Raw genomic sequence first — 18,384 nt, forward strand, 5'->3', positions numbered from 1 at the left:
GCAATCTCTCATTATTCAGATTGTTCTGAATTTCAGAGTGGTTTCTCCCTCTGTTTGACGCCTCCCTGTTAACTTCGAGAGCCGTAAATTCTACGGCTCTTTTTCTTTATCTGTAACAGGCTTGGCTGCCATACTTAAACCCGATCTTTAGGATAGGCGGAACCTTGGAGTGACGGCTGGCGTCATTGTGCCTAGCATGGGCCGAATGGAGGGATATCCGTGGTCGAGACCGGCGAGACCAAATCCGCTATAGCCATCGGGCCGCGCATCGTGGCGTCGGGCGGGTTCGATGCGCTCTATCGCGAGGGCATGGGCCTGATCGAGGCCGTCGCCACCTATCTCGACGATAAAGGCCGGATCGAGAGCCGGATCCTTTCGCGCGAGGCCGGCTTTCTCTACGCCACCGAATCCATGCGCCTGACCACCCGCCTGATGCAGCTGGCCTCCTGGCTGCTATTGCAGCGGGCGGTCAATGAAGGCGAGATCACCCGCGAAAATGCCCGCTCCGAAAAGGAGAAGGTGAAATTCTCGGCCACGCCCAGCCAACGCGGCGGTCCCGGTTATGACCAGCTTCCCGCCGCGCTGCGCGATTTCATCGACAAGGGTGATCGCCTGTTCGAGCGGGTGATGCAGCTCGATGCGCTGGAAAAGGGCAATCTGCCCGAAAACGTGCCCAGCCGCGTCAATGGCGTCGCCGATCAGCTCGCCCGCATCAAGGCGGCCTTCGCCCGCGTGGAATAGACTATCCGCGCAGCACCGGCAGACAGGGCATCGCCAATCTCAAAACACAAAGCCCGGCGCGATGGCCGGGCTTTGCAATATCGAGCAGGCAGACTGATCAGATGCCCAGGCCCTTGAAGCGCTCCTTGAAGCGCGAGACGCGGCCGCCGCGATCCATCAGCTGGCCGGTGCCGCCGGTCCAGGCGGGATGGGTCTTGGGGTCGATGTCGAGCTGCAGCGTGGCGCCTTCCTTGCCCCAGGTCGAGCGGGTCTGGTAGGTGGTGCCGTCGGTCATGACCACGTTGATCAGGTGGTAGTCGGGGTGAATGTCACTCTTCATGGCGTCGCCTCAAATCAAACGGGCGCCGCAGCGCCCGGAGAGCAGAAAACTGGTATTGGGCCGCTTCCTACAGCACCGGCACCGGTTTCGCAAGTCCGGCGCAGCGGCAATTTTGCCCCATCGGCGCAGGTTGCGGGCCCCAGGAGCAGGGCCTATATGGAGGCGGTCGCCGCCGGCGGCGGGCCCATAGCAAGAAGACGGCGAACCAAGCCATGACCGACCAGGCCATGCCCATCGAGGCGGATCCCGAAAAGATTGTCCCCAAGGAAGGTATCGAGCCCAAGCGCCTGAAGCCGCTGCGGCGGCTGGTGCCGTTCATCCTGGCCTATCCGGTCCGGCTGTCGCTGACCATCGTTTTCCTCCTGACCTCGGCCATCACCTCGCTGGCGATCCCCGCCGCTTTGGGCGGCGCGATCGATGACGGTTTCGTGGCGCAGAACCTGGAAAATGTCGGCCGCTATGGCTGGCTGATCCTCACCATCGCGCTGATCATGGCCGTTGCCAGCGGCGCGCGCTTCTATTTCATCTCGGTCATCGGCGAGCGGGTGCTGGCCGATCTGCGCCAGGCCGTGTTCCGCCATCTGCTGCGGCTCGACGCCCGCTATTTCGACACCCACCGCATCGGCGAATTGACCAGCCGGCTCAATGGCGACGTGGCCGTCATTCGCGGCGCGGTCGGCTCCAGCCTCTCGCTGGCGCTGCGCTCCATGGTGACCATTGTGGGCGCGCTGGTGATGATGATCCTCACCAGCCCGGTGCTGACCCTGGCCGTGGTCATTGCCCTGCCGCTGGTGCTGGTGCCGGTCATGACCTTTTCCCGGCGGCTGCGCGGCATGTCGCGCCGAACCCAGGACGCGCTGGCCGATCTGTCGGCCATGGCCACCGAAATGCTGGGGGCCAACCGCACCGTCAAGGCCTTCACCCAGGAACAGGTGCAGTCCGATCTCTACGACAGCCGCAGCGAAGCCTCTTACCGCGCCGAAACGCGCCGCCTGGGCGCCCGCGCCTTCATGGTGGCCATGGTGATTTTCCTGGGCACCGCCGCCCTGGTCGGCCTGGTCTGGTGGGGCGCCCGCGCCGTGTTCGACGGCTCGGTCACCGCCGGGCAATTGGCGCAATTCCTGGTCTATGCGCTGATGGCATCGGGCGCGCTCACCAATGTTTCCGAGGTGCTGGGCACGCTGCAAGTGGTGGCCGGCTCCACCGAGCGGCTGACGGAAATTCTCGATACCGAGCCGGCGATCCAGGACCCGGCCCGACCCTCGCCCCTGCCCCAGCCACCGCTGGGCACCGTCGATTTCGAGAATGTCAGCTTCTCCTATCAGGGCGAAGGCGGCGATCCGGTCCTGTCCGATGTCAGTTTTTCGGTGGCCAAGGGGCAGACCGTGGCGCTGGTCGGCCCTTCGGGATCGGGCAAATCCACCACTTTGTCGCTGTTGCAGCGCTTCTACGACATTCAGGCGGGCAGGATCCTGGTCGACGGCATCGACATCCGCGATCTGGACCTGCACGAATTGCGCTCCCACTTCGCCTATGTGGAACAGGAGCCGATCATTTTCGCCGGCACGATCGAGGAAAACGTCCTTTTCGGCAAGCCCGATGCCGGACGCGACGAGGTCATCGCGGCGGCCAGGGCGGCGCTGGTGGACGATTTCGTCGCCGAGCTGCCCCGCGGCTATGACACCATTGTCGGCGAACGCGGCGTCATGCTGTCCGGCGGCCAGAAACAGCGCCTCGCCATTGCCCGCGCCATTCTCAGGAACGCCCCGATCCTGCTGCTCGACGAAGCCACTTCCGCGCTCGACGCGCAAAGCGAGCAATTGGTGCAAAAGGCGCTGGACCATCTGATGCAGGGCCGCACCACCCTGGTCATCGCCCACCGCCTCGCCACCATCCGCGACGCCAGCACCATCCTGGTGCTCGAAGGCGGCCGCATCATCGACCAGGGCAGCCATGGCCAATTGGTCGCCAAGGGCGGGCGCTACGCCGAACTGGCGAAATTGCAGTTCCGGCCGGATGAGATGGAATAGCCCGGAATCCCGGCGCCGCGCTTGGCGCCCGGCGCGTGAGCCGCTGCGCTCACGAGGGCCGGTTCTGGCGGGCCGCCCCGCTCAATAATGCGGCGGCGGCTTTTCCGTCGCCGGATCGGCGATATAGCTGCCCGAGCGCACCTGCTCTTCCATCATGGCGAGCTTCTTGCTCAAGAGGTCGATGACCTTCCACTGCTCGGTGAGCGCTGCGTTGAGCTCCTCGATCGTCTGGTCCTGATAGGCGATGCGCGCTTCCAGCGCGTCGATTCTCTCATCCTGATCCATGCCCGCCATCGCTCTATCCTATGTCCGTCCGCTCGCAGATAGGCCCGGATTAGACCCGGCTCAAGTACCATCGCAAGCGCCAGCATCTTGACGTTTACGGAACCCGTTGCCGGCCCAGCCATTGACTCCCCCGAAAGACCACCATGGGGAACCCTCAGATGGCGACCGCACAATTCACCATCGCCACAGCCGGCACCCGCTCCACAGCCGGGCATCTGCGCGCCGTCATGATCGTGCTGGCCGGCGCCGGCCTGGCGCCCGGCCTGTTCGGGCTGGTCAATCTCGGCGCCGAGGCGCTGGACGTTCTGCCGCTGTTCTTCGCGCCTTTCGGCCTGCCCGGTTGGATGGGCGGCGCGGCGCATCTGGGGCAATTGGCTTTGCTCGGCGCCGCCTTCGGAGTGTTGCTGACGGTGGCGGCGCCGCGCGGACGCCATTGGCTGGCGGCCTTGATAGCCGCCTATATCGCCCTGCCCTTCATCACCCCGCCGCTTGATTCGCTGCAATTGAGCTTGGTCTGCACCGCCCTGTTCCTGCTCGGGCTGGCGACCCTGCGCCGCGTCGGCGCCACCTCGCCGCTCGCCGGTTGGCTGCTGACGCCCATGCTGGCCATTGTGGGGTTCAGCGCCAGCATGGGTCTGGTGCTCACCGCCGCCTATACGCCGCCTTTCGCCCTGATGCAGGGGCAGAATTCCACCACGCCGGCCGCCTGAATAATCCGGTTACCCCGACGTGCCCTCTTGCCAGCGCCGTTTCCCGGCGCCATCTGGACAGGCAAATCTGTTCGGGAGTCCCCCTCATGGCCAAATTGCTCAAGATCGACGTATTCACCGATGTGGTCTGTCCCTGGTGCCTGGTCGGCTCGGCCCGCCTCGATCGCGCCCTGGCCGAATTGCCGGACGAGGTCGAACTGGTGGTCGAAAACCATCCCTTTTACCTCGACCCCTCCGTGCCGCCGGAAGGCGTCGATGTGGGCGAGATGCTGAAGCAGAAATATGCAAAGGACCCCAAGGAGATGTGGGAGCGGGTCGAAGGCGAGGCCAGGAAGGCCGGGCTCGATCTGGACCTCTCGCGGCAGCCGCGCATGTTCAACACCGCCAAGGCCCACACGATCACCCGCCTTTCCAAGCCCAATGGCAACCAGCACGAACTGGCCAATGCCATCGCCGAAGCCTATTTCCTCGACCATCGCCAGATCAACGATGACAATGTGCTGGTCGATATCGCCGCCGATTTCGGCTGGGATCGCGGCGATGCGCTGGACGCCATCAATGACGAGAGCGAGCTGGCCATCACCGCCCAGCTCGCCACCAGCGCCGCCGAGCAGGGCATTCGCGGCGTGCCCTTCTTCGTCTTCGGCGAAAAATACGCCTTGTCCGGCGCCCAGCCCGACGAGGTATTTAAACAGGCGCTCGACAAGATTGTTTCCGAACTCTGACAAGCGCTTCGCTCTGCTATAGAATGGGCCGGGTGTGTCCGGGGGTCTGCCGTGAAGCTGTTGCGCAATGTTGTTCTTGCCCTGCTGTTTTTGGGCATCCTCGCCTATGCCGGCATCGTGGCCTATATGTTCGTCAACCAGCGCGCCCTGCAATATGACGCGCCCGGCGCGATAATAGCGCTGGCCGAAACCGGGCTCACAGACGCCCGGGAGGTCGCCATTCCGGTGGGGGACAGCATGGTCAATGGCTGGTATCAGCCGCCGCGCCCCGGCATGCCGATCATCGTCTATTACAAGGGCAATTCGGGCAGTTTCAGCCAGGAACACGTGCGCTACGAGCAATTCGTCGCCGATGGCTATGGCTTCGTCGCCTTCGACTATCACGGTTTCCCGGCGACGCCCGGCGAGATCAGCCAGGCCAATATCCTGGCCGATGCCCTCGCCGTCTATGACTGGGCCGGGGCCAATGGTGCGCCAATGCTGATCTGGGGCCGCTCGCTGGGATCGGGCCCCGCCACCTATGTCGCCAGCCAGCGCGACGCCGAAGCCCTGCTGCTCGAAACCCCCTTCCTCTCCGCCCTCACCGTGGCGGCGGAACGCTATCCCTATCTGCCGGTCGCTTTGGTCATGCAGGATCAATTTCCCAGCAATGAATGGATCGCCGGCGTCACCGAGCCGGTGCTGATCGCCCATGGCACTGCCGATGTCACGATCGGCGTTTCCAATGGCGAACGTCTCTATGCCCTGGCCCCCAATCCCCAGGCGCTCTGGATCGTGCCCAATGCCGGCCATTCCGATCTCTGGGATGCCGGCATCTGGAACCAGGCCCGGCCCTTCTTCGAGAAAGCCCGCGCCCCGTGACCATCCCCGCCCCGGCGGGCATGTCCGCCCGCCGCACCGCCATTATCGGCGGGCTGCTGGTGGCCACCGGCCCGCTCAGCCTGACGCTTTACGCACCGGCCCTGCCCACCATCGTCGCCGATTTCGCCACCGATGACGCCGCCGGCAAGCTGACGCTCACCGTCTATTTCGCCGCCTTCGCCCTGGCCCAGCTCATCTGCGGCCCGCTCTCGGACCGCTATGGGCGGCGCGGCGTCGGCATGGCATTCTTCGCCATCTATGTGCTGGGCAGCCTCATCGCCGCCGCCGCGCCGAGCCTGGAAATGCTGTTTCTCGGCCGCTTCGTTCAGGGATTCGGCGTCTCGGCCGGCGTCGCCCTGTCGCGCGCCATGGTCCGCGACCAGTTCGCGGGCAGCGAGGCGATCCGCATCCTCACCCTGATCAACCTGATCCTGACGGTCACCCCGGCAGTGGCGCCGACGCTGGGCAGCGTCATCCTGCTGCTCGGCACCTGGCATGTCATGTTCGTGGTCATGGCCGGCTTCGGTCTCGCCATCCTGGCGCTCCTGGCCGGCGGCGCCCGCGAGACCCTGCCGCCCGAAAAGCGCATCCCGTTCAATGCCAGGGTGATCTTCCGCAATTACCGCGCCCTGCTGACGGCGCCGGATTTCGTCTTTCCCTCGCTGCTGCTCTGCCTCACCTTTTCCGGCTTTCACGGCTTCACCGCGCTTTTGCCCTTCATCTTCATCGACGGGCTGGGCATGACGCCGTTCCAGTTCGCCATGGCGATGCTGGTGCAGACGGCCTCCTTCGTCCTCGGCAATATCGCGGTGTCCTATCTGTCCATGCGCGTCAGCGGCGAGCGCCTGGTGACCATCGCCATGGTGCTGCTCGGCATCAGCGGGCTGGGCTTCGGCATCCTGCCGCAGCTTTTCCCGCTCTCCGTCACCGCCATCATGGCACCGGTGGGCGTATGGATGCTGGGCCTCGCCTTTATCAGTCCCAGCGCCACCACCGCCGCCATGGCCGGCTTCGGCTCCATTGCCGGGGCCGCCGGGGCGCTGACCGGCTTCTTCCAGGTCGGCGGGGGCTTCGCAGGCTCGCTGGCGGCCGGGACGCTCTTTGCCGATGCGCGCACCGCCCTTAACGTCCAATTGCCGCTGGCGGCGCTGCTCACCATCATGGTGGCGCTGGCCGACCGCTGGCGCCGGCGCCGCCAATAAAAAACGCCGCCCCGAAGGACGGCGTCCGCAAATCTCTTAAAGCCTATATGCTAGCGGGCCGCTGCCGGACGGCCGGACGTGGCCACCACGCCGCCTTCGCGCTGGGCGCGCTTGCGGGCCAGCTTGCGGGCGCGGCGCACGGCCTCGGCCTTCTGGCGCGCCTTCTTCTCGGAAGGCTTTTCATAATAATTGCGCAGCTTCATCTCGCGGAAGACGCCTTCGCGCTGCAGCTTCTTCTTGAGCGCGCGCAGCGCCTGGTCAACATTGTTATCGCGAACGACTACTTGCAAAGGTCAACCGCCCTTTCAAAGCTTGGCAAATATGTTTGGATGATAGCGACGCGACCGATATAATCGCCCCGCCGACCAGCGGGGCCGGTCACCGTGGCGGGCTCTATAGCCTAAGAATCCCCGCCTGTCCACACTCGGCCGGCGAAAAATACCGCCTTTTTGCCGCTTCCCAGCGCCGGATGCGGCCTATTCGCTTCGGCGCAGGACCCGGTTGATATGTCCCATCTTCCGTCCCGGCCGCGACTCGGCCTTGCCGTAGAGATGCGGCTGGCTATCGCCATCGAGACCGGCAGGCACGATATCCACTTCGTCGCCGATCAGGTTCTGCATCACCACATCGGCATAGCGCCTGGGATCGCCCAGCGGCCAGCCGGCAATGGCGCGGATATGCTGCTCGAACTGATCGGTGAGGCAGACCGCCTCGGTCCAATGGCCGGAATTGTGGACGCGCGGGGCGATTTCGTTGACCAGCAATGTCTGCCGCCCCGCCCCCGCGACCACGAAAAACTCCACTCCCAGCACCCCGACATAATCGAGCGCGATGACGATGGCCTTGGCGATCATGCCGGCCTGCCGCTCCAGCGCCGGGGCAATGTCGGCGGGAATGGTGGAAGTGAACAGGATATGGTCGCGATGGACATTTTCGGCGGCGTCGAACGCCCGCACCGAGCCATCCAGCCCCCGCGCCACCACCACCGAGATTTCCTTCTCGAACGGCACGAAGGCTTCCAGCACCAAAGGATGGGGCTGCAATTGGTCGAAGGCGGCTTCGGCATCGCCCGGCTGGCGCAAAACCCGCTGGCCCTTGCCGTCATAGCCCAGCCGCGTGGTCTTGAGCACGGCGGGCAGGCCGAGTTCGGCGATGGCCGTTTCAAGCCCGCCGCGGTCCCGCACGGCCCGATAGGGCGCGACCGGGATGTTCTTGGAGGATAAAAAGCCCTTTTCCTCCAGCCGGTCCTGCGCAATCGCCAGCGCTCTTGCGCCGGGATGGAGGGGCTTCAGCCCGGCCAGCAATTCGGCCGTCGCGGCGGGGACATTTTCGAACTCATAGGTAATGACGTCGACCTCTGCCGCGAAGGCTCGCAGGGCCTCAGCATCGTCGTAAGCCGCTATCGTCCTGTACGGGGTGACGTCGAAAGCCGGGCTTTGCGGATCGGGGCAATAGACGTGGCTCTTGAGGCCGAGCCTGGCCGCCGCCAGGGCCAGCATGCGTCCAAGCTGGCCGCCGCCCAGAATGCCGATGGTGGAACCGGGAGGCAATGGGGCTGTCGGTGGGGTCAAGGCATTACTCGAGATCGGATGGAAAATGCGGCACGGCCCGGGTCTGTTCGTCGCGATGGGCGTCGAGGCGCTCGGCCAGTTCATCATCGAAAAGCGCCAGCACGGCGGCAGCCAGCAGCGCCGCATTGATGGCGCCCGGCTCGCCGATCGCCATGGTTCCCACCGGCACGCCGCCGGGCATCTGTACGATGGAATAGAGGCTGTCGAGCCCGTTGAGGGCCTTGGAGCGCACCGGCACCCCGAAAACCGGCAGCGTCGTCATCGCGGCGATCATGCCGGGCAGATGCGCGGCCCCGCCGGCGCCGGCAATGATGACCCGGACGCCTTCGGCCCGGGCATTGGTGGCGAAATCGACCAGGCGCTCGGGGGTGCGATGCGCCGAAACCACGCGCGCTTCATATTCGACTTCGAGATTTTCGAGGGTTTCGGCGGCCAGCCGCATGGTGGGCCAATCCGACTGGCTGCCCATGACGATGGCGACTGGCGGCTTGAGCATGGCGATTCCCCGATCCCGCTCCGCAAAGCGCGGAATTAGCCCGATTCCCGCCACAAAACAAGGTAGCGCCCGGCTAGGCGATGATGTCCGGCAGCAGAATATTTTCGAGCTGGACGATGCGGTCCTTGAGCGCCAGCTTGCGCTTCTTGAGCCGCTGGATGAGCATTCTATCGGCCAGAGGCGACTGGCTCAAAGTATGGATGGCCGCGTCGAGATCGGCGTGTTCCTGGCGTTTCGTCGCCAGTTCGAGCCCCAATTGGGCTTCCAGTTCCTTGGTCGGCGTCAGCATGGGGCAACGACATGGTCAGGCATCGATCTCATCTCTGGTTAACCGATCGCGCCGGGTTTTGCATCTGATTTCCCCGCGCCCGGCAATCGGCGTCGACAAAGCGGAAAATATTTGGGACCATGCCTGGGTCCAACACGCTTAAAGGAGTTGTCATGACGACTGAAGGCTACATCGCGGCGCTGGAACGGCGCCATCAGGAACTCGACCGGCAGATTCAGACGGAAGCGCAAAATCGACTGGCCGACGACTTGATGGTGGCGGCGCTGAAACGCAAGAAACTCGAAGTGAAGGACGAACTTTACAAGCTCCAGGGCGCCATGCGGCAATAAGGCGGCAGGCATGAAGCATTGATTGCCCCGGAGGGTCACGGCGCGAGCCGGGGCCCTTTTTTCATATCCGCCGCTCCACCGGCCTCGCGACAAATTCATCAGGATTAACACCCTCTTAAGGCCCGCCCGGCATCGTCATCCCAAAACGGCACATGCCGATTCGTGCCGAAAAAGACGAGACCCGGAGTATTTATGACGCGCGTTCTGGTGGTGGATGACGATCCGGTGCAATTGCGGCTGACTGCCGAGATCGCCAATCGTGCCGGCTTCAAGCCCATCACCGCCACCGGCGGCGAACAGGCCCTGGCCGCCTTGCGCGACGACCGCCGGATCGGCGCCGTGATCCTCGACCTCGTCATGCCCGATCTCGACGGCATGGCGGTGATGGAAATCATGCGCCGCGAAGGCCTGACCAATCCGGTCATCATTCAGACCGCCAATGCCTCGCTCGAAACCGTCATCTCGGCCATGCGCCAGGGCGCTGCCGATTATTTCGTCAAGCCGGTGGCCCCGGAACGGCTGGTGATCTCGCTGCGCAACGCGCTGAAGCTCGAAGCGCTCGAAAGCGCCATTCGCGCCGAGCATTCCCGCAAATCCGGCACTTTCAGCCGCTCGGACATGATCGCGGCCGCCCCGGCCATGGCGCGTGTCCTTTCGCTATCCGCCAAGGCGGCCAAAAGCGCCATTCCGGTGCTGGTCGAGGGAGAAACCGGCACCGGCAAGGAATTGGTCGCCCGCATCATCCAGGGCACCAGCGACCGCGCCGGCAAGCCCTTCGTCACCGTCAATTGCGGCGCCATCCCGCCCAACCTGGTGGAATCGGTGCTGTTCGGGCACAAAAAGGGCGCTTTCACCGGCGCCCATGCCGACCAGCATGGCAAATTCGCCGAAGCCCATGGCGGCACGATCTTTCTCGACGAAGTGGGTGAATTGCCGCTCGACACCCAGGTGAAGCTGTTGCGCGTCCTGCAGGACGGCGAGATCGAACCGGTGGGCGCGACGCGGACGGAAAAGGTCAATGTCCGGCTGATCTCGGCCACCAATCGGCGGCTGCTCAACCTGGCCAAATCCGGCGAATTCCGCGAGGACCTCTATTACCGCCTCAACGTCTTTCCCATCTATGTGCCGCCGCTGCGCGAGCGCCAGGAGGACCTCAAGGCGCTGACCGACCACTTCGTCGCCCGCTTCTCGGCCGAGGCCGGCAAGCGCGTACTGGGCATTTCCCCCGCCGCCATGGACCTGCTGCACGGCTATGATTGGCCGGGCAATGTCCGCCAGCTCGAAAACGCGGTCTATCGCGCCATCGTGCTCACCGATGGCGCCTTTCTCGAAATCCAGGATTTCCCGCAGATATTGGCGCAATCGGCCGGCCGCGAGGAAGCGCTGCGGAGTATCGAGCAGGTGGAGATTCCCGCCATGCCCGTCCATATCGACGCCGCTCCGGCCCGCGGCCGGAGCGAGCCCGCCATCGCCGCCCAGCCCGATCGCTTTCTCGACGCGACCGGCGAATTGCAGGCCCTGGCCGCGATCGAACGCGCCGCCATCGAATTCGCCATCCGGCATCATGGCGGGCGCATGTCGCGCGTCGCCCGCGCCTTGGGCATCGGCCGCTCGACGCTCTACCGCAAGCTGCACGAATATGGCCTGGCCGAAGGGCTGATCAGCGACGCGGCATGACGCGACAAATTGTGAACGCACAATAAAGCCGTTAACCCTGTTCCTTACCGCGGCCTTAACATCTTCCGTCGATTTTGCAGGAAAGTGTTAACCCGCGAGGCCATCATGAAGCTCCAAGGCATTGCGCTCGTCGCCCTTCTTGCCCTGTCCACCACCGCCATCCAGGCGGCCGATCTGAACTGGGGCGGCGGCGGCAATTCATCGTCGCTCTATTCCCCCGTCAGCGCCGCCCAATGGTCCGGCTTCTATGCCGGCGTGTCCGGTGGCCATGGCTGGGGCACGACGACCAATGCCCCGGCCCTGCCCGGCGGCACCGCCGACAACAATTCCAATGGCTGGACCATCGGCGGCCAGCTCGGCTACAACATGGATATGGGCGGCTTCGTGCTGGGCGGTGAAGCCGACCTGCAATGGGCCAATATCGGCTATTCCGAACCCATTGCCGGCGGCACTTTTACCGCGCGCACCGATCTTTTCGGCACGCTGCGCGCCCGCGCCGGCATCCCGATCGGCCAGGTCATGCCCTATGGCACGGTCGGCGTCGCCTATGGCCGCGGCTCGGCCACCGTCGACACCACCATTTCCTCGACCCAGACCGCCAACCATTTCGGCTGGGCCGCCGGTGTCGGCCTCGAGGCGCAGGCCACTGCCAATCTCTCGCTCAAGGCCGAATATCTCTATGTCGATCTGGGCAGCCAGCCCTATAACGGCCTTCCCACCATCGGCGACCGCGAGGTCGGCCAGCGCTTCGGCGTCATCCGCGCCGGCGTCAACTACAAGTTCTAGTTGCAGCGCCGCCACAACGGCGTTTCACAAAGCCGCGAGCAATTGCTCCCGTTAAGCTTTCAAGGCTATTGAGATTCGTACGGCATGGCCTGGAATGGGTCGAAAACGGCCCATCCGCCTTGCCGGGTCCGATGCGCGGCAAGGAGCGGCGATGAACAAGTTCGTGGTTGGTATGGTCGGCCTGTTCGCCGCCATTCTGGCATATCCGGCAAGCGCCCAGCAGGTGGTGGCGAGTCTCGAAACCAGCCGCATCGTCATCGCCCCGCCGCAAAGCGCCATTGCCCGCACCATCAAGGACGATTTGTCCGCCGCCTATTACGGCAGCCGCACCGGCACCCAATCCTATGACGACGCCCAGCGTCTCTATTTCCTCTACGGCGAACGCCATTTCGCGCCGATCTGGCTGAGCGAGAATGCCGATGGCCAGGTCGCCTTCTCTCCGGCCGCCGACAAGATCATCGCCCTGTTCCGCGACGCCGCCGCCGAAGGGTTGCGGCCCGAGGATTACCTGACCCCGGCCATCGACCTCAAGCGCGTGGCCGGTGACGGCGCCGCCCTGGCCGAGCTCGAAACCGCCTTTTCGGCGGCGGTGACCCGCTATGCCCATCATCTCCATAATGGCCGCATCCGCCCGCAATCGGTCAGCGAGAATTTCGACATCATCGCCAAGCCGATCGACGAGGCCGCCCTGCTGGAGCGCTTGGCCAAGAGCCATGACCCCGCCGCCATCCTTGCCGAACTCGAGCCCAAACATCCCGAATTCCTGGCGCTCAAGGCGGCTCTCGCCAATTTCGAGGCCGAAACCGCCGAACGCCCGGCGCCCATAGCCGGCGGCGCGGTGCTGCGGCCAGGCAATTCCGATGCCCGGCTCCCCGCCATCCGCCAGCGGCTGGCCCTGCCCGGCTCCGCCTCCAGCCTCTACGACGTGGCGACCGTCGATGCGGTCAAGGCTTTCCAGCAGGGCCAGGATCTGGAGGTCGACGGCGTTATCGGGCCGGCCACCATCGCCGCCCTCAATGGCGGCGCCGCCATCCGCCGCGAAGACCTCATCGCCAATATGGAGCGCTGGCGCTGGATGCCGGCGGATCTGGGCGCGTTCAATGTCGTGGTCAACATTCCCGAATTCCGCCTCGCCATCAATCGCGACGGGCAGGAGCAATATGGCACCCGCGTCGTCGTCGGCACCACCAAGAACCAGACCCCGATCTTCTCGGACAATATCCGCCACCTGGTGGTGAACCCCTATTGGAACGTGCCCAATTCGATCATTCGCGGCGAAATCGCCCCGGCGGTGCTGAGAAATCCCGGCTATATCGACGGCCAGAACATGGACCTGCTCTATAACGGCACTCCGGTCAGCCCCTGGCAGGTCGACTGGACGCAGGTTTCCGCCGCCAATTTCCCCTTCCGCGTGCGCCAGCGTCCCGGCGCCGGCAATGCGCTGGGGCAGATCAAGTTCCTCTTTCCCAACAAGCACGACGTCTATCTGCACGACACGCCGTCCAAATCGCTGTTCGCCCGCTCCGTTCGCGCCTTCAGCCATGGTTGCATCCGCGTGCAGAACCCGATGGAATTCGCCGAGGCGCTGATGGCCAACGAGCCCAATATCTCGCGCGCCTCGCTCGAAGCCATGTTCGGGCCCAGCGAAAAATGGGTGAACCCGCAGACCCGGATTCCGGTGCACCTGACCTATTTTACCCTGCGCGTCGATGCGGGCGGCACCATCCGCTCCTATGGCGACGTCTATGGTCACAACGAGAAGCTGATCGCCGCCCTGGGGCTCGCCACCGGGCCCGTTCCGACAATCATTGCCGGCGCGGAACCGATTCCCGACGAGCTGTCGCCGTGAGGGCGGGTTAACCCCCGCTTTACATTTTCGCCTTGGTTGCGCCCGGTTTTGCCCGTAATAACGAAGCCGTGAAGGCGGGGAGAAGCCGTTCACAATCGGTTAGCGTTAAGAGAATCGATCGATTTGCTCGCTAACGTCCGATCCCATCTGATGATTGAACCGGGCAGAGTTTGGCGTGACGGGGATAGGCACTTTCAATTGGCGGGGCATGGCCCGGCTGTGTTTCGCGGGCTTTATGGGCCTGGTCGCATTTCTGGCCGCCGCGCCGGCCCAGGCGGCGACCGAGCGCGCGCTTTACCTCCATTATACCCACACCAAGGAAACCGCCCGCATCGTCTTCAAGCGCAATGGGCAATATGTGCAATCCGGCCTCAATGAGCTGAACCAGTTCCTGCGCGACTGGCGCCGCAACGAGCCTGCCAAGATGGACCCGCGCCTGTTCGACCTGGTCTGGGAAGTCTATCAGGAAGTCGGCGGCAGCCAGCCGATCAATGTCGTCTCGGCCTATCGTTCGCCGGCCACCAACGCCATGCTGGCCAAGAACTCCTCCGGCGTCGCCGACGATTCCCAGCATATGCGCGGCACCGCCATGGATTTCTTCATCCCCGGCGTACCGCTGACCAAATTGCGCGCCGTGGCCATGAAGAAACAGGTCGGCGGCGTCGGCTATTACCCGACCTCGGGCAGCCCCTTCGTGCATCTGGATACCGGCTCGGTGCGCGCCTGGCCGCGCATGACCCGCGCCCAGCTCAAGGAGATTTTCCCCGACGGGCGGACCATGCACCTGCCCACCGACGGCAAGCCGCTGTCCCAGGAGGGTTATCAGGTCGCCCTCGCCGAATGGAAGCGCTGCCATGCCTATCCCTGCAATGGCTCGAGCTCGGGCACCCAGGTGGCCAGTTCCGGCGGCTCCGGCCGCACGCTCATGGACGTATTGTTCGGTGGCGGCGGCGACAGCCAGCCCGCCGCCTCGCCTGCCCCGCAGGTGCAGACCGCTTCCCTGACGCCGCAACCTAGCGGCATCGCCCCGGTCATGCCGGTGGCTCGCCCGGCCGATCTCGGGGCCGGCGTCCCGGCCGCGACCGAGGCGGCGGCCATTGCCGACGAGCCGCTCTTGCCCTTTTCCACTGCCGGCAGCGCCCCGCTGACGCCGGACGAACTGGGCCATGTGCAATTGGCCAGCCTGGCCCTGCCGGTCGCTATGCCGGACGATTTGCGCAGCCAGCGCGCCTCCGCCCTGCCTTCCGGCGACGCCGTCACCGCCCTGGCCGCTCTGACCGCACCGGCCATGCCGACGCCCCGCCTGCTCATGACCGAGCCGCCCGCCGAGATCCTCACCGCCTATCTGCCGGCCCAGGCGCCCGATGCCGGGGCGCAGCGCACGCTCGAAGCCATCATTACCGGCGCCACCGCGCCCGCCGCCATCGCCGCCGGACTGCGTCTGCCCGGCCTGCCGGCGCCGCTCGACGCTACTCCCGATCAACCGGCGAACGCCATGGACGGGCTTTTCGACCGCACCTTCGACGCAACCGGCGCGGCCGGCCCCGATGCGCTTGCCGACGCCCTGGCCCGGCATGTCGCCAGCCAGTCAGCGGAGAGCGGGATGCGCCGCCCCGACCTGATCGCCCCCGACCTCGACCATGTGGCCGACATCTTCACCGCGCCGGTCTCGCTTACCTCCAGCCACTTCGCCGTGATCTTCGACCACGACGAAGCCGATTTCGACCCGACGCCGGAAATGGGCCGCTATGTGCTGGTCAAGGGTGTGAGCGATGCCGGTCCCGGTCAGATGCGGGCGCAGTTCCCGATTTCGGTCATGACCAATTGAGTGCCGGGCGGCGCCCGCCGCCCTGCCCCGCAAAAGTCGGAATGATCCGTTTCACTCCCATCCTCCCTGTCCCCGTGGCCCCCGCGGCATTGCCAAGCCCGGACCCGGGGCCTAAACAGGGGCTGAAACAAGAAGATCAAGAGGGCCGACTTGGCCGACAGACCCCATACGCCATTGCTCGATACCATCGGAACACCCGCCGAGCTGCGCGCTTTGCCGCGCGAGGACCTGCGGCAGCTCGCCGATGAATTGCGCGCTGAAATGATCGACGCCGTTTCGGTCACCGGCGGCCATCTGGGCGCGGGACTGGGCGTGGTGGAACTGACCGTGGCCCTGCATGCCATCTTCGACACGCCGCATGACCGCATCATCTGGGATGTCGGCCACCAGGCCTATCCGCACAAGATCCTGACCGGCCGCCGCGACCGCATCCGCACGCTGCGCCAGAAGGATGGATTGTCCGGCTTCACCCGCCGCGCCGAGAGCGAATACGACCCCTTCGGCGCCGGCCATTCCTCGACCTCGATTTCCGCCGGGCTCGGCATGGCGGTGGCCAGCCAGCACCTGGAAACGCCGCGCAATGTCATCGCGGTGATCGGCGACGGCGCCATGTCCGCCGGCATGGCCTATGAGGCGATGAACAATGCCGGCGCCATGGATGCGCGGCTGATCGTCATCCTCAACGACAACGACATGTCCATCGCCCCGCCCACCGGGGCGCTGCGCACCTATCTGGCCCATCTGGTCTCCGGGCCGGTCTATCGCGGCACCCGCGAGGCGGCCAAGAACATCGTCCACAAACTGCCGCCCTTCCTGCACGAGCCGGCGCGCAAGACCGAGGAATTCGCCCGCTCCTTCTTCACCGGCGGCACCCTGTTCGAGGAACTGGGCTTCTATTATGTCGGCCCCATCGACGGCCACAATCTCGACGATCTGCTCTCCATCCTCGAAAATGTCCGCGATTTCGGCACCGGCCCCATCCTCGTCCATACGGTGACCAAGAAGGGCAAGGGCTACGAGCCGGCGGAAAATTCCGCCGACAAATATCACGGCGTATCCAAGTTCAACGTCATTACCGGCGCCCAGGCCAAGGCACCGTCCAATGCGCCGTCCTATACCTCGGTCTTCGCCTCCTCGCTGATCCAGGAAGCCGAGGCCGATCCGCGCGTCGTCGCCATCACCGCCGCAATGCCCTCGGGCACCGGGCTCGACAAATTCGCCGAGCTCTTCCCCAGCCGTATCTACGATACCGGCATTGCCGAGCAGCATGCGGTGACCTTTGCCGCCGGCCTGGCCAGCGAGGGCATGAAGCCGTTCTGCGCCATCTATTCGACCTTCCTGCAGCGCGCCTATGACCAGGTGGTGCATGACGTGGCCATTCAGGGCCTGCCGGTGCGCTTCGCCATCGACCGCGCCGGCTATGTCGGCGCCGACGGCCCCACCCATGCCGGCAATTACGACAATGCCTATCTCGGCGCCGTGCCCGGTATCGTGCAGATGGCCGCCGCCGACGAGGCGGAACTGCGCCATATGGTGGCGACGGCAGCGGCTTACGATGATGGCCCCATCAGCTTCCGCTATCCGCGCGGCGAGGGCATGGGCGTCGATATGCCGGCGCGCGGCCAGGTCCTGCCCATCGGCAAGGGCCGCATGGTCCGGCAGGGCTCGACCATTGCGCTTCTGTCCTATGGCACCCGCCTCGAGGAAGTCCTTGCCGCCGCCGACAAGCTGGCGGCTTTGGGGCTCAATCCGAGTGTGGCCGATGCGCGCTTCCTCAAGCCGCTCGATGAGGAATTGATCGCCCAGCTGGCACAGAGCCATGACGTGCTGATTTCCATCGAAGAAGGCGGATTGGGCGGCTTCGGCAGCCATGCGGCGACCTTCCTCGCCGCCAATGGCCTGCTCGACGGCAAGCTGCGCTTCCGCCCGCTGATGATCCCCGACAGCTTTGTTGAACATTCGAGCCAGGCCGACATGTATGCGGCCGCCGGCCTCGACCGCGCCGGGATCGTGCAAACGGCATTGAGCACACTGGGCTATGATCAGGCGGCCATGAACGCCGCCCTGGCCAAGGTTTAGGTCTTTTCGTCTCTTTCCACCGGGTCATTCCCGGTGGGATAGCAAACCGGAACCCCTCCAGCCGCCCCACAAACGAACGCCCGCTTTCGCGGGCGCTGTTACCGTCTTCGCAAAAAGCCGGTTCAGTGTTCCGGCGGCGCTTCCACCATGCCGAGGGCCGACATGTAGAGCTCCAGCAGCGCTTCCTGCTCCATGCGCTCATTGGCATCCTGCTTGCGGATCGAGACGATCTTGCGCAACACCTTGGTGTCGAAGCCGGTGCCCTTGGCCTCGGCATAGATTTCCTTGATATCGGCGGCGATCGCCGCCTTTTCTTCTTCCATCCGCTCGATGCGCTCGATGAAAGCGCGGAGCTGATCCTGCGCGACGCTGTCCTCAACGGCCATGGCAAACCTCTTAACGCTGGGCCGGCCGATGGCGGACCCGAAAATCTCAAAAACCCTCGCGCCCCATCAACCTCATGCACCGGCCCCGTTCAACCCCTTTATGGGGCAATCCACATGCTGACGCCGCCGCGTCCCGCCGCCGCTTCGCCACATCCCCGCATTTCCGTCATAGAACCCCTTTAGCCATTGACCTTGTCACCTCCATCGGCTCAAACAGGCAC

The 18,384-nt window shown here is 64.8% G+C and carries 19 protein-coding genes; 12 read left to right on the plus strand and 7 right to left on the minus strand.

Annotation, left to right across the window (positions count from 1 at the left end; translation table 11 throughout):
• Window positions 1–219 precede the first annotated feature (219 nt).
• On the plus strand, window positions 220–741 hold the full coding sequence (rcdA, locus tag O9Z70_RS12650) for a protease adaptor protein RcdA (RefSeq protein WP_286019805.1): 522 nt from the start codon (window positions 220–222) through the stop codon (window positions 739–741).
• A 97-nt stretch (window positions 742–838) separates the two neighbouring features.
• Here rcdA and rpmE read toward each other — a convergent pair whose 3' ends face one another.
• Entirely contained in the window at window positions 839–1,060 is a 222-nt protein-coding gene (gene rpmE, locus O9Z70_RS12655; protein ID WP_286019806.1) for a 50S ribosomal protein L31, read from the minus strand.
• 212 nt (window positions 1,061–1,272) lie between these two features.
• On the opposite strand from rpmE, the gene O9Z70_RS12660 reads away from it, so the two are divergent.
• The gene (locus tag O9Z70_RS12660; protein WP_286019807.1) at window positions 1,273–3,090 is read left to right on the plus strand and encodes an ABC transporter ATP-binding protein; all 1,818 of its coding nucleotides are present in this window, start codon (window positions 1,273–1,275) and stop codon (window positions 3,088–3,090) included.
• A gap of 81 nt (window positions 3,091–3,171) precedes the next feature.
• Here O9Z70_RS12660 and O9Z70_RS12665 read toward each other — a convergent pair whose 3' ends face one another.
• Window positions 3,172–3,384: a SlyX family protein gene (locus O9Z70_RS12665; RefSeq protein ID WP_502870129.1), complete on the minus strand. Its 213-nt coding sequence runs from the start codon at window positions 3,382–3,384 to the stop codon at window positions 3,172–3,174.
• A gap of 149 nt (window positions 3,385–3,533) precedes the next feature.
• On the opposite strand from O9Z70_RS12665, the gene O9Z70_RS12670 reads away from it, so the two are divergent.
• The 4 genes from O9Z70_RS12670 to O9Z70_RS12685 all read left to right on the plus strand — a co-directional run bounded on the left by O9Z70_RS12670 (window position 3,534) and on the right by O9Z70_RS12685 (window position 6,873).
• On the plus strand, window positions 3,534–4,085 hold the full coding sequence (locus O9Z70_RS12670) for a hypothetical protein (protein WP_286019808.1): 552 nt from the start codon (window positions 3,534–3,536) through the stop codon (window positions 4,083–4,085).
• Between the two features lie 86 nt (window positions 4,086–4,171).
• Window positions 4,172–4,810 (plus strand): DsbA family oxidoreductase, encoded by a 639-nt coding sequence (locus tag O9Z70_RS12675; protein ID WP_286019809.1) that lies wholly within the window; start codon window positions 4,172–4,174, stop codon window positions 4,808–4,810.
• A 51-nt stretch (window positions 4,811–4,861) separates the two neighbouring features.
• Complete coding sequence (locus O9Z70_RS12680) at window positions 4,862–5,671, plus strand: alpha/beta hydrolase (RefSeq protein WP_286019810.1); 810 nt, start codon at window positions 4,862–4,864, stop codon at window positions 5,669–5,671.
• On the plus strand, window positions 5,668–6,873 hold the full coding sequence (locus tag O9Z70_RS12685) for a multidrug effflux MFS transporter (protein ID WP_286019811.1): 1,206 nt from the start codon (window positions 5,668–5,670) through the stop codon (window positions 6,871–6,873). The genes O9Z70_RS12680 and O9Z70_RS12685 overlap by 4 nt, the downstream gene beginning before the upstream one ends.
• 50 nt (window positions 6,874–6,923) lie before the next feature.
• On the opposite strand, the gene rpsU is transcribed toward O9Z70_RS12685, so the two are convergent.
• The 4 genes from rpsU to O9Z70_RS12705 form a co-directional block, all read right to left on the minus strand.
• Window positions 6,924–7,163 (minus strand): 30S ribosomal protein S21, encoded by a 240-nt coding sequence (gene rpsU, locus O9Z70_RS12690; protein WP_286019812.1) that lies wholly within the window; start codon window positions 7,161–7,163, stop codon window positions 6,924–6,926.
• A gap of 186 nt (window positions 7,164–7,349) precedes the next feature.
• On the minus strand, window positions 7,350–8,444 hold the full coding sequence (locus tag O9Z70_RS12695; protein WP_286019813.1) for a 5-(carboxyamino)imidazole ribonucleotide synthase: 1,095 nt from the start codon (window positions 8,442–8,444) through the stop codon (window positions 7,350–7,352).
• A 4-nt stretch (window positions 8,445–8,448) separates the two neighbouring features.
• The gene (gene purE, locus O9Z70_RS12700; protein ID WP_286019814.1) at window positions 8,449–8,940 is read right to left on the minus strand and encodes a 5-(carboxyamino)imidazole ribonucleotide mutase; all 492 of its coding nucleotides are present in this window, start codon (window positions 8,938–8,940) and stop codon (window positions 8,449–8,451) included.
• 73 nt (window positions 8,941–9,013) lie between these two features.
• Window positions 9,014–9,229: a YdcH family protein gene (locus O9Z70_RS12705; protein ID WP_286019815.1), complete on the minus strand. Its 216-nt coding sequence runs from the start codon at window positions 9,227–9,229 to the stop codon at window positions 9,014–9,016.
• Window positions 9,230–9,381: 152 nt separating this feature from the next.
• Here O9Z70_RS12705 and O9Z70_RS12710 point away from each other — a divergent pair, with 152 nt between their 5' ends.
• The 6 genes from O9Z70_RS12710 (at window position 9,382) to dxs (ending at window position 17,777) form a co-directional block, all read left to right on the plus strand.
• Window positions 9,382–9,558, plus strand: coding sequence for a YdcH family protein (locus tag O9Z70_RS12710; protein WP_286019816.1), 177 nt, complete (start codon window positions 9,382–9,384; stop codon window positions 9,556–9,558).
• 192 nt (window positions 9,559–9,750) lie between these two features.
• Window positions 9,751–11,235: a sigma-54-dependent transcriptional regulator gene (locus O9Z70_RS12715; RefSeq protein ID WP_286019817.1), complete on the plus strand. Its 1,485-nt coding sequence runs from the start codon at window positions 9,751–9,753 to the stop codon at window positions 11,233–11,235.
• A gap of 105 nt (window positions 11,236–11,340) precedes the next feature.
• Entirely contained in the window at window positions 11,341–12,021 is a 681-nt protein-coding gene (locus O9Z70_RS12720; protein ID WP_286019818.1) for an outer membrane protein, read from the plus strand.
• Window positions 12,022–12,172: 151 nt separating this feature from the next.
• Window positions 12,173–13,870 carry a L,D-transpeptidase family protein gene (locus tag O9Z70_RS12725; protein ID WP_286019819.1) on the plus strand — a complete coding sequence of 566 codons (1,698 nt, stop codon included), beginning with the start codon at window positions 12,173–12,175 and terminating at the stop codon, window positions 13,868–13,870.
• Between the two features lie 175 nt (window positions 13,871–14,045).
• Window positions 14,046–15,698, plus strand: a complete 1,653-nt coding sequence (locus O9Z70_RS12730; protein ID WP_502870130.1) for a peptidoglycan L,D-endopeptidase MepK — start codon at window positions 14,046–14,048, stop codon at window positions 15,696–15,698.
• A 150-nt stretch (window positions 15,699–15,848) separates the two neighbouring features.
• A complete protein-coding gene (gene dxs / locus O9Z70_RS12735) occupies window positions 15,849–17,777 on the plus strand; it encodes a 1-deoxy-D-xylulose-5-phosphate synthase (RefSeq protein ID WP_286019820.1) in 1,929 nt (642 codons plus the stop codon).
• A gap of 122 nt (window positions 17,778–17,899) precedes the next feature.
• Here the strand turns inward: dxs and O9Z70_RS12740 are convergent, their stop codons facing one another.
• A complete protein-coding gene (locus tag O9Z70_RS12740) occupies window positions 17,900–18,163 on the minus strand; it encodes a DUF2312 domain-containing protein (RefSeq protein WP_286019821.1) in 264 nt (87 codons plus the stop codon).
• Window positions 18,164–18,384: the final 221 nt, after the last annotated feature.

It is taken from the genome of Devosia sp. YIM 151766, from assembly GCF_030285925.1.
In the GTDB taxonomy this organism is placed as follows: domain Bacteria; phylum Pseudomonadota; class Alphaproteobacteria; order Rhizobiales; family Devosiaceae; genus Devosia.

Coding starts and splice junctions, on each gene's coding strand:
- purE (WP_286019814.1), bottom strand. CDS start 8,940: ATGCTCAAGCCGCCAGTCGCCATCGTCATGGGCAGCCAGTCGGATTGG.
- O9Z70_RS12720 (WP_286019818.1), top strand. CDS start 11,341: ATGAAGCTCCAAGGCATTGCGCTCGTCGCCCTTCTTGCCCTGTCCACC.
- O9Z70_RS12670 (WP_286019808.1), top strand. CDS start 3,534: ATGGCGACCGCACAATTCACCATCGCCACAGCCGGCACCCGCTCCACA.
- O9Z70_RS12740 (WP_286019821.1), bottom strand. CDS start 18,163: ATGGCCGTTGAGGACAGCGTCGCGCAGGATCAGCTCCGCGCTTTCATC.
- O9Z70_RS12710 (WP_286019816.1), top strand. CDS start 9,382: ATGACGACTGAAGGCTACATCGCGGCGCTGGAACGGCGCCATCAGGAA.
- O9Z70_RS12715 (WP_286019817.1), top strand. CDS start 9,751: ATGACGCGCGTTCTGGTGGTGGATGACGATCCGGTGCAATTGCGGCTG.
- O9Z70_RS12675 (WP_286019809.1), top strand. CDS start 4,172: ATGGCCAAATTGCTCAAGATCGACGTATTCACCGATGTGGTCTGTCCC.
- rpmE (WP_286019806.1), bottom strand. CDS start 1,060: ATGAAGAGTGACATTCACCCCGACTACCACCTGATCAACGTGGTCATG.
- O9Z70_RS12660 (WP_286019807.1), top strand. CDS start 1,273: ATGACCGACCAGGCCATGCCCATCGAGGCGGATCCCGAAAAGATTGTC.
- O9Z70_RS12725 (WP_286019819.1), top strand. CDS start 12,173: ATGAACAAGTTCGTGGTTGGTATGGTCGGCCTGTTCGCCGCCATTCTG.
- O9Z70_RS12665 (WP_502870129.1), bottom strand. CDS start 3,384: ATGGCGGGCATGGATCAGGATGAGAGAATCGACGCGCTGGAAGCGCGC.
- O9Z70_RS12705 (WP_286019815.1), bottom strand. CDS start 9,229: ATGCTGACGCCGACCAAGGAACTGGAAGCCCAATTGGGGCTCGAACTG.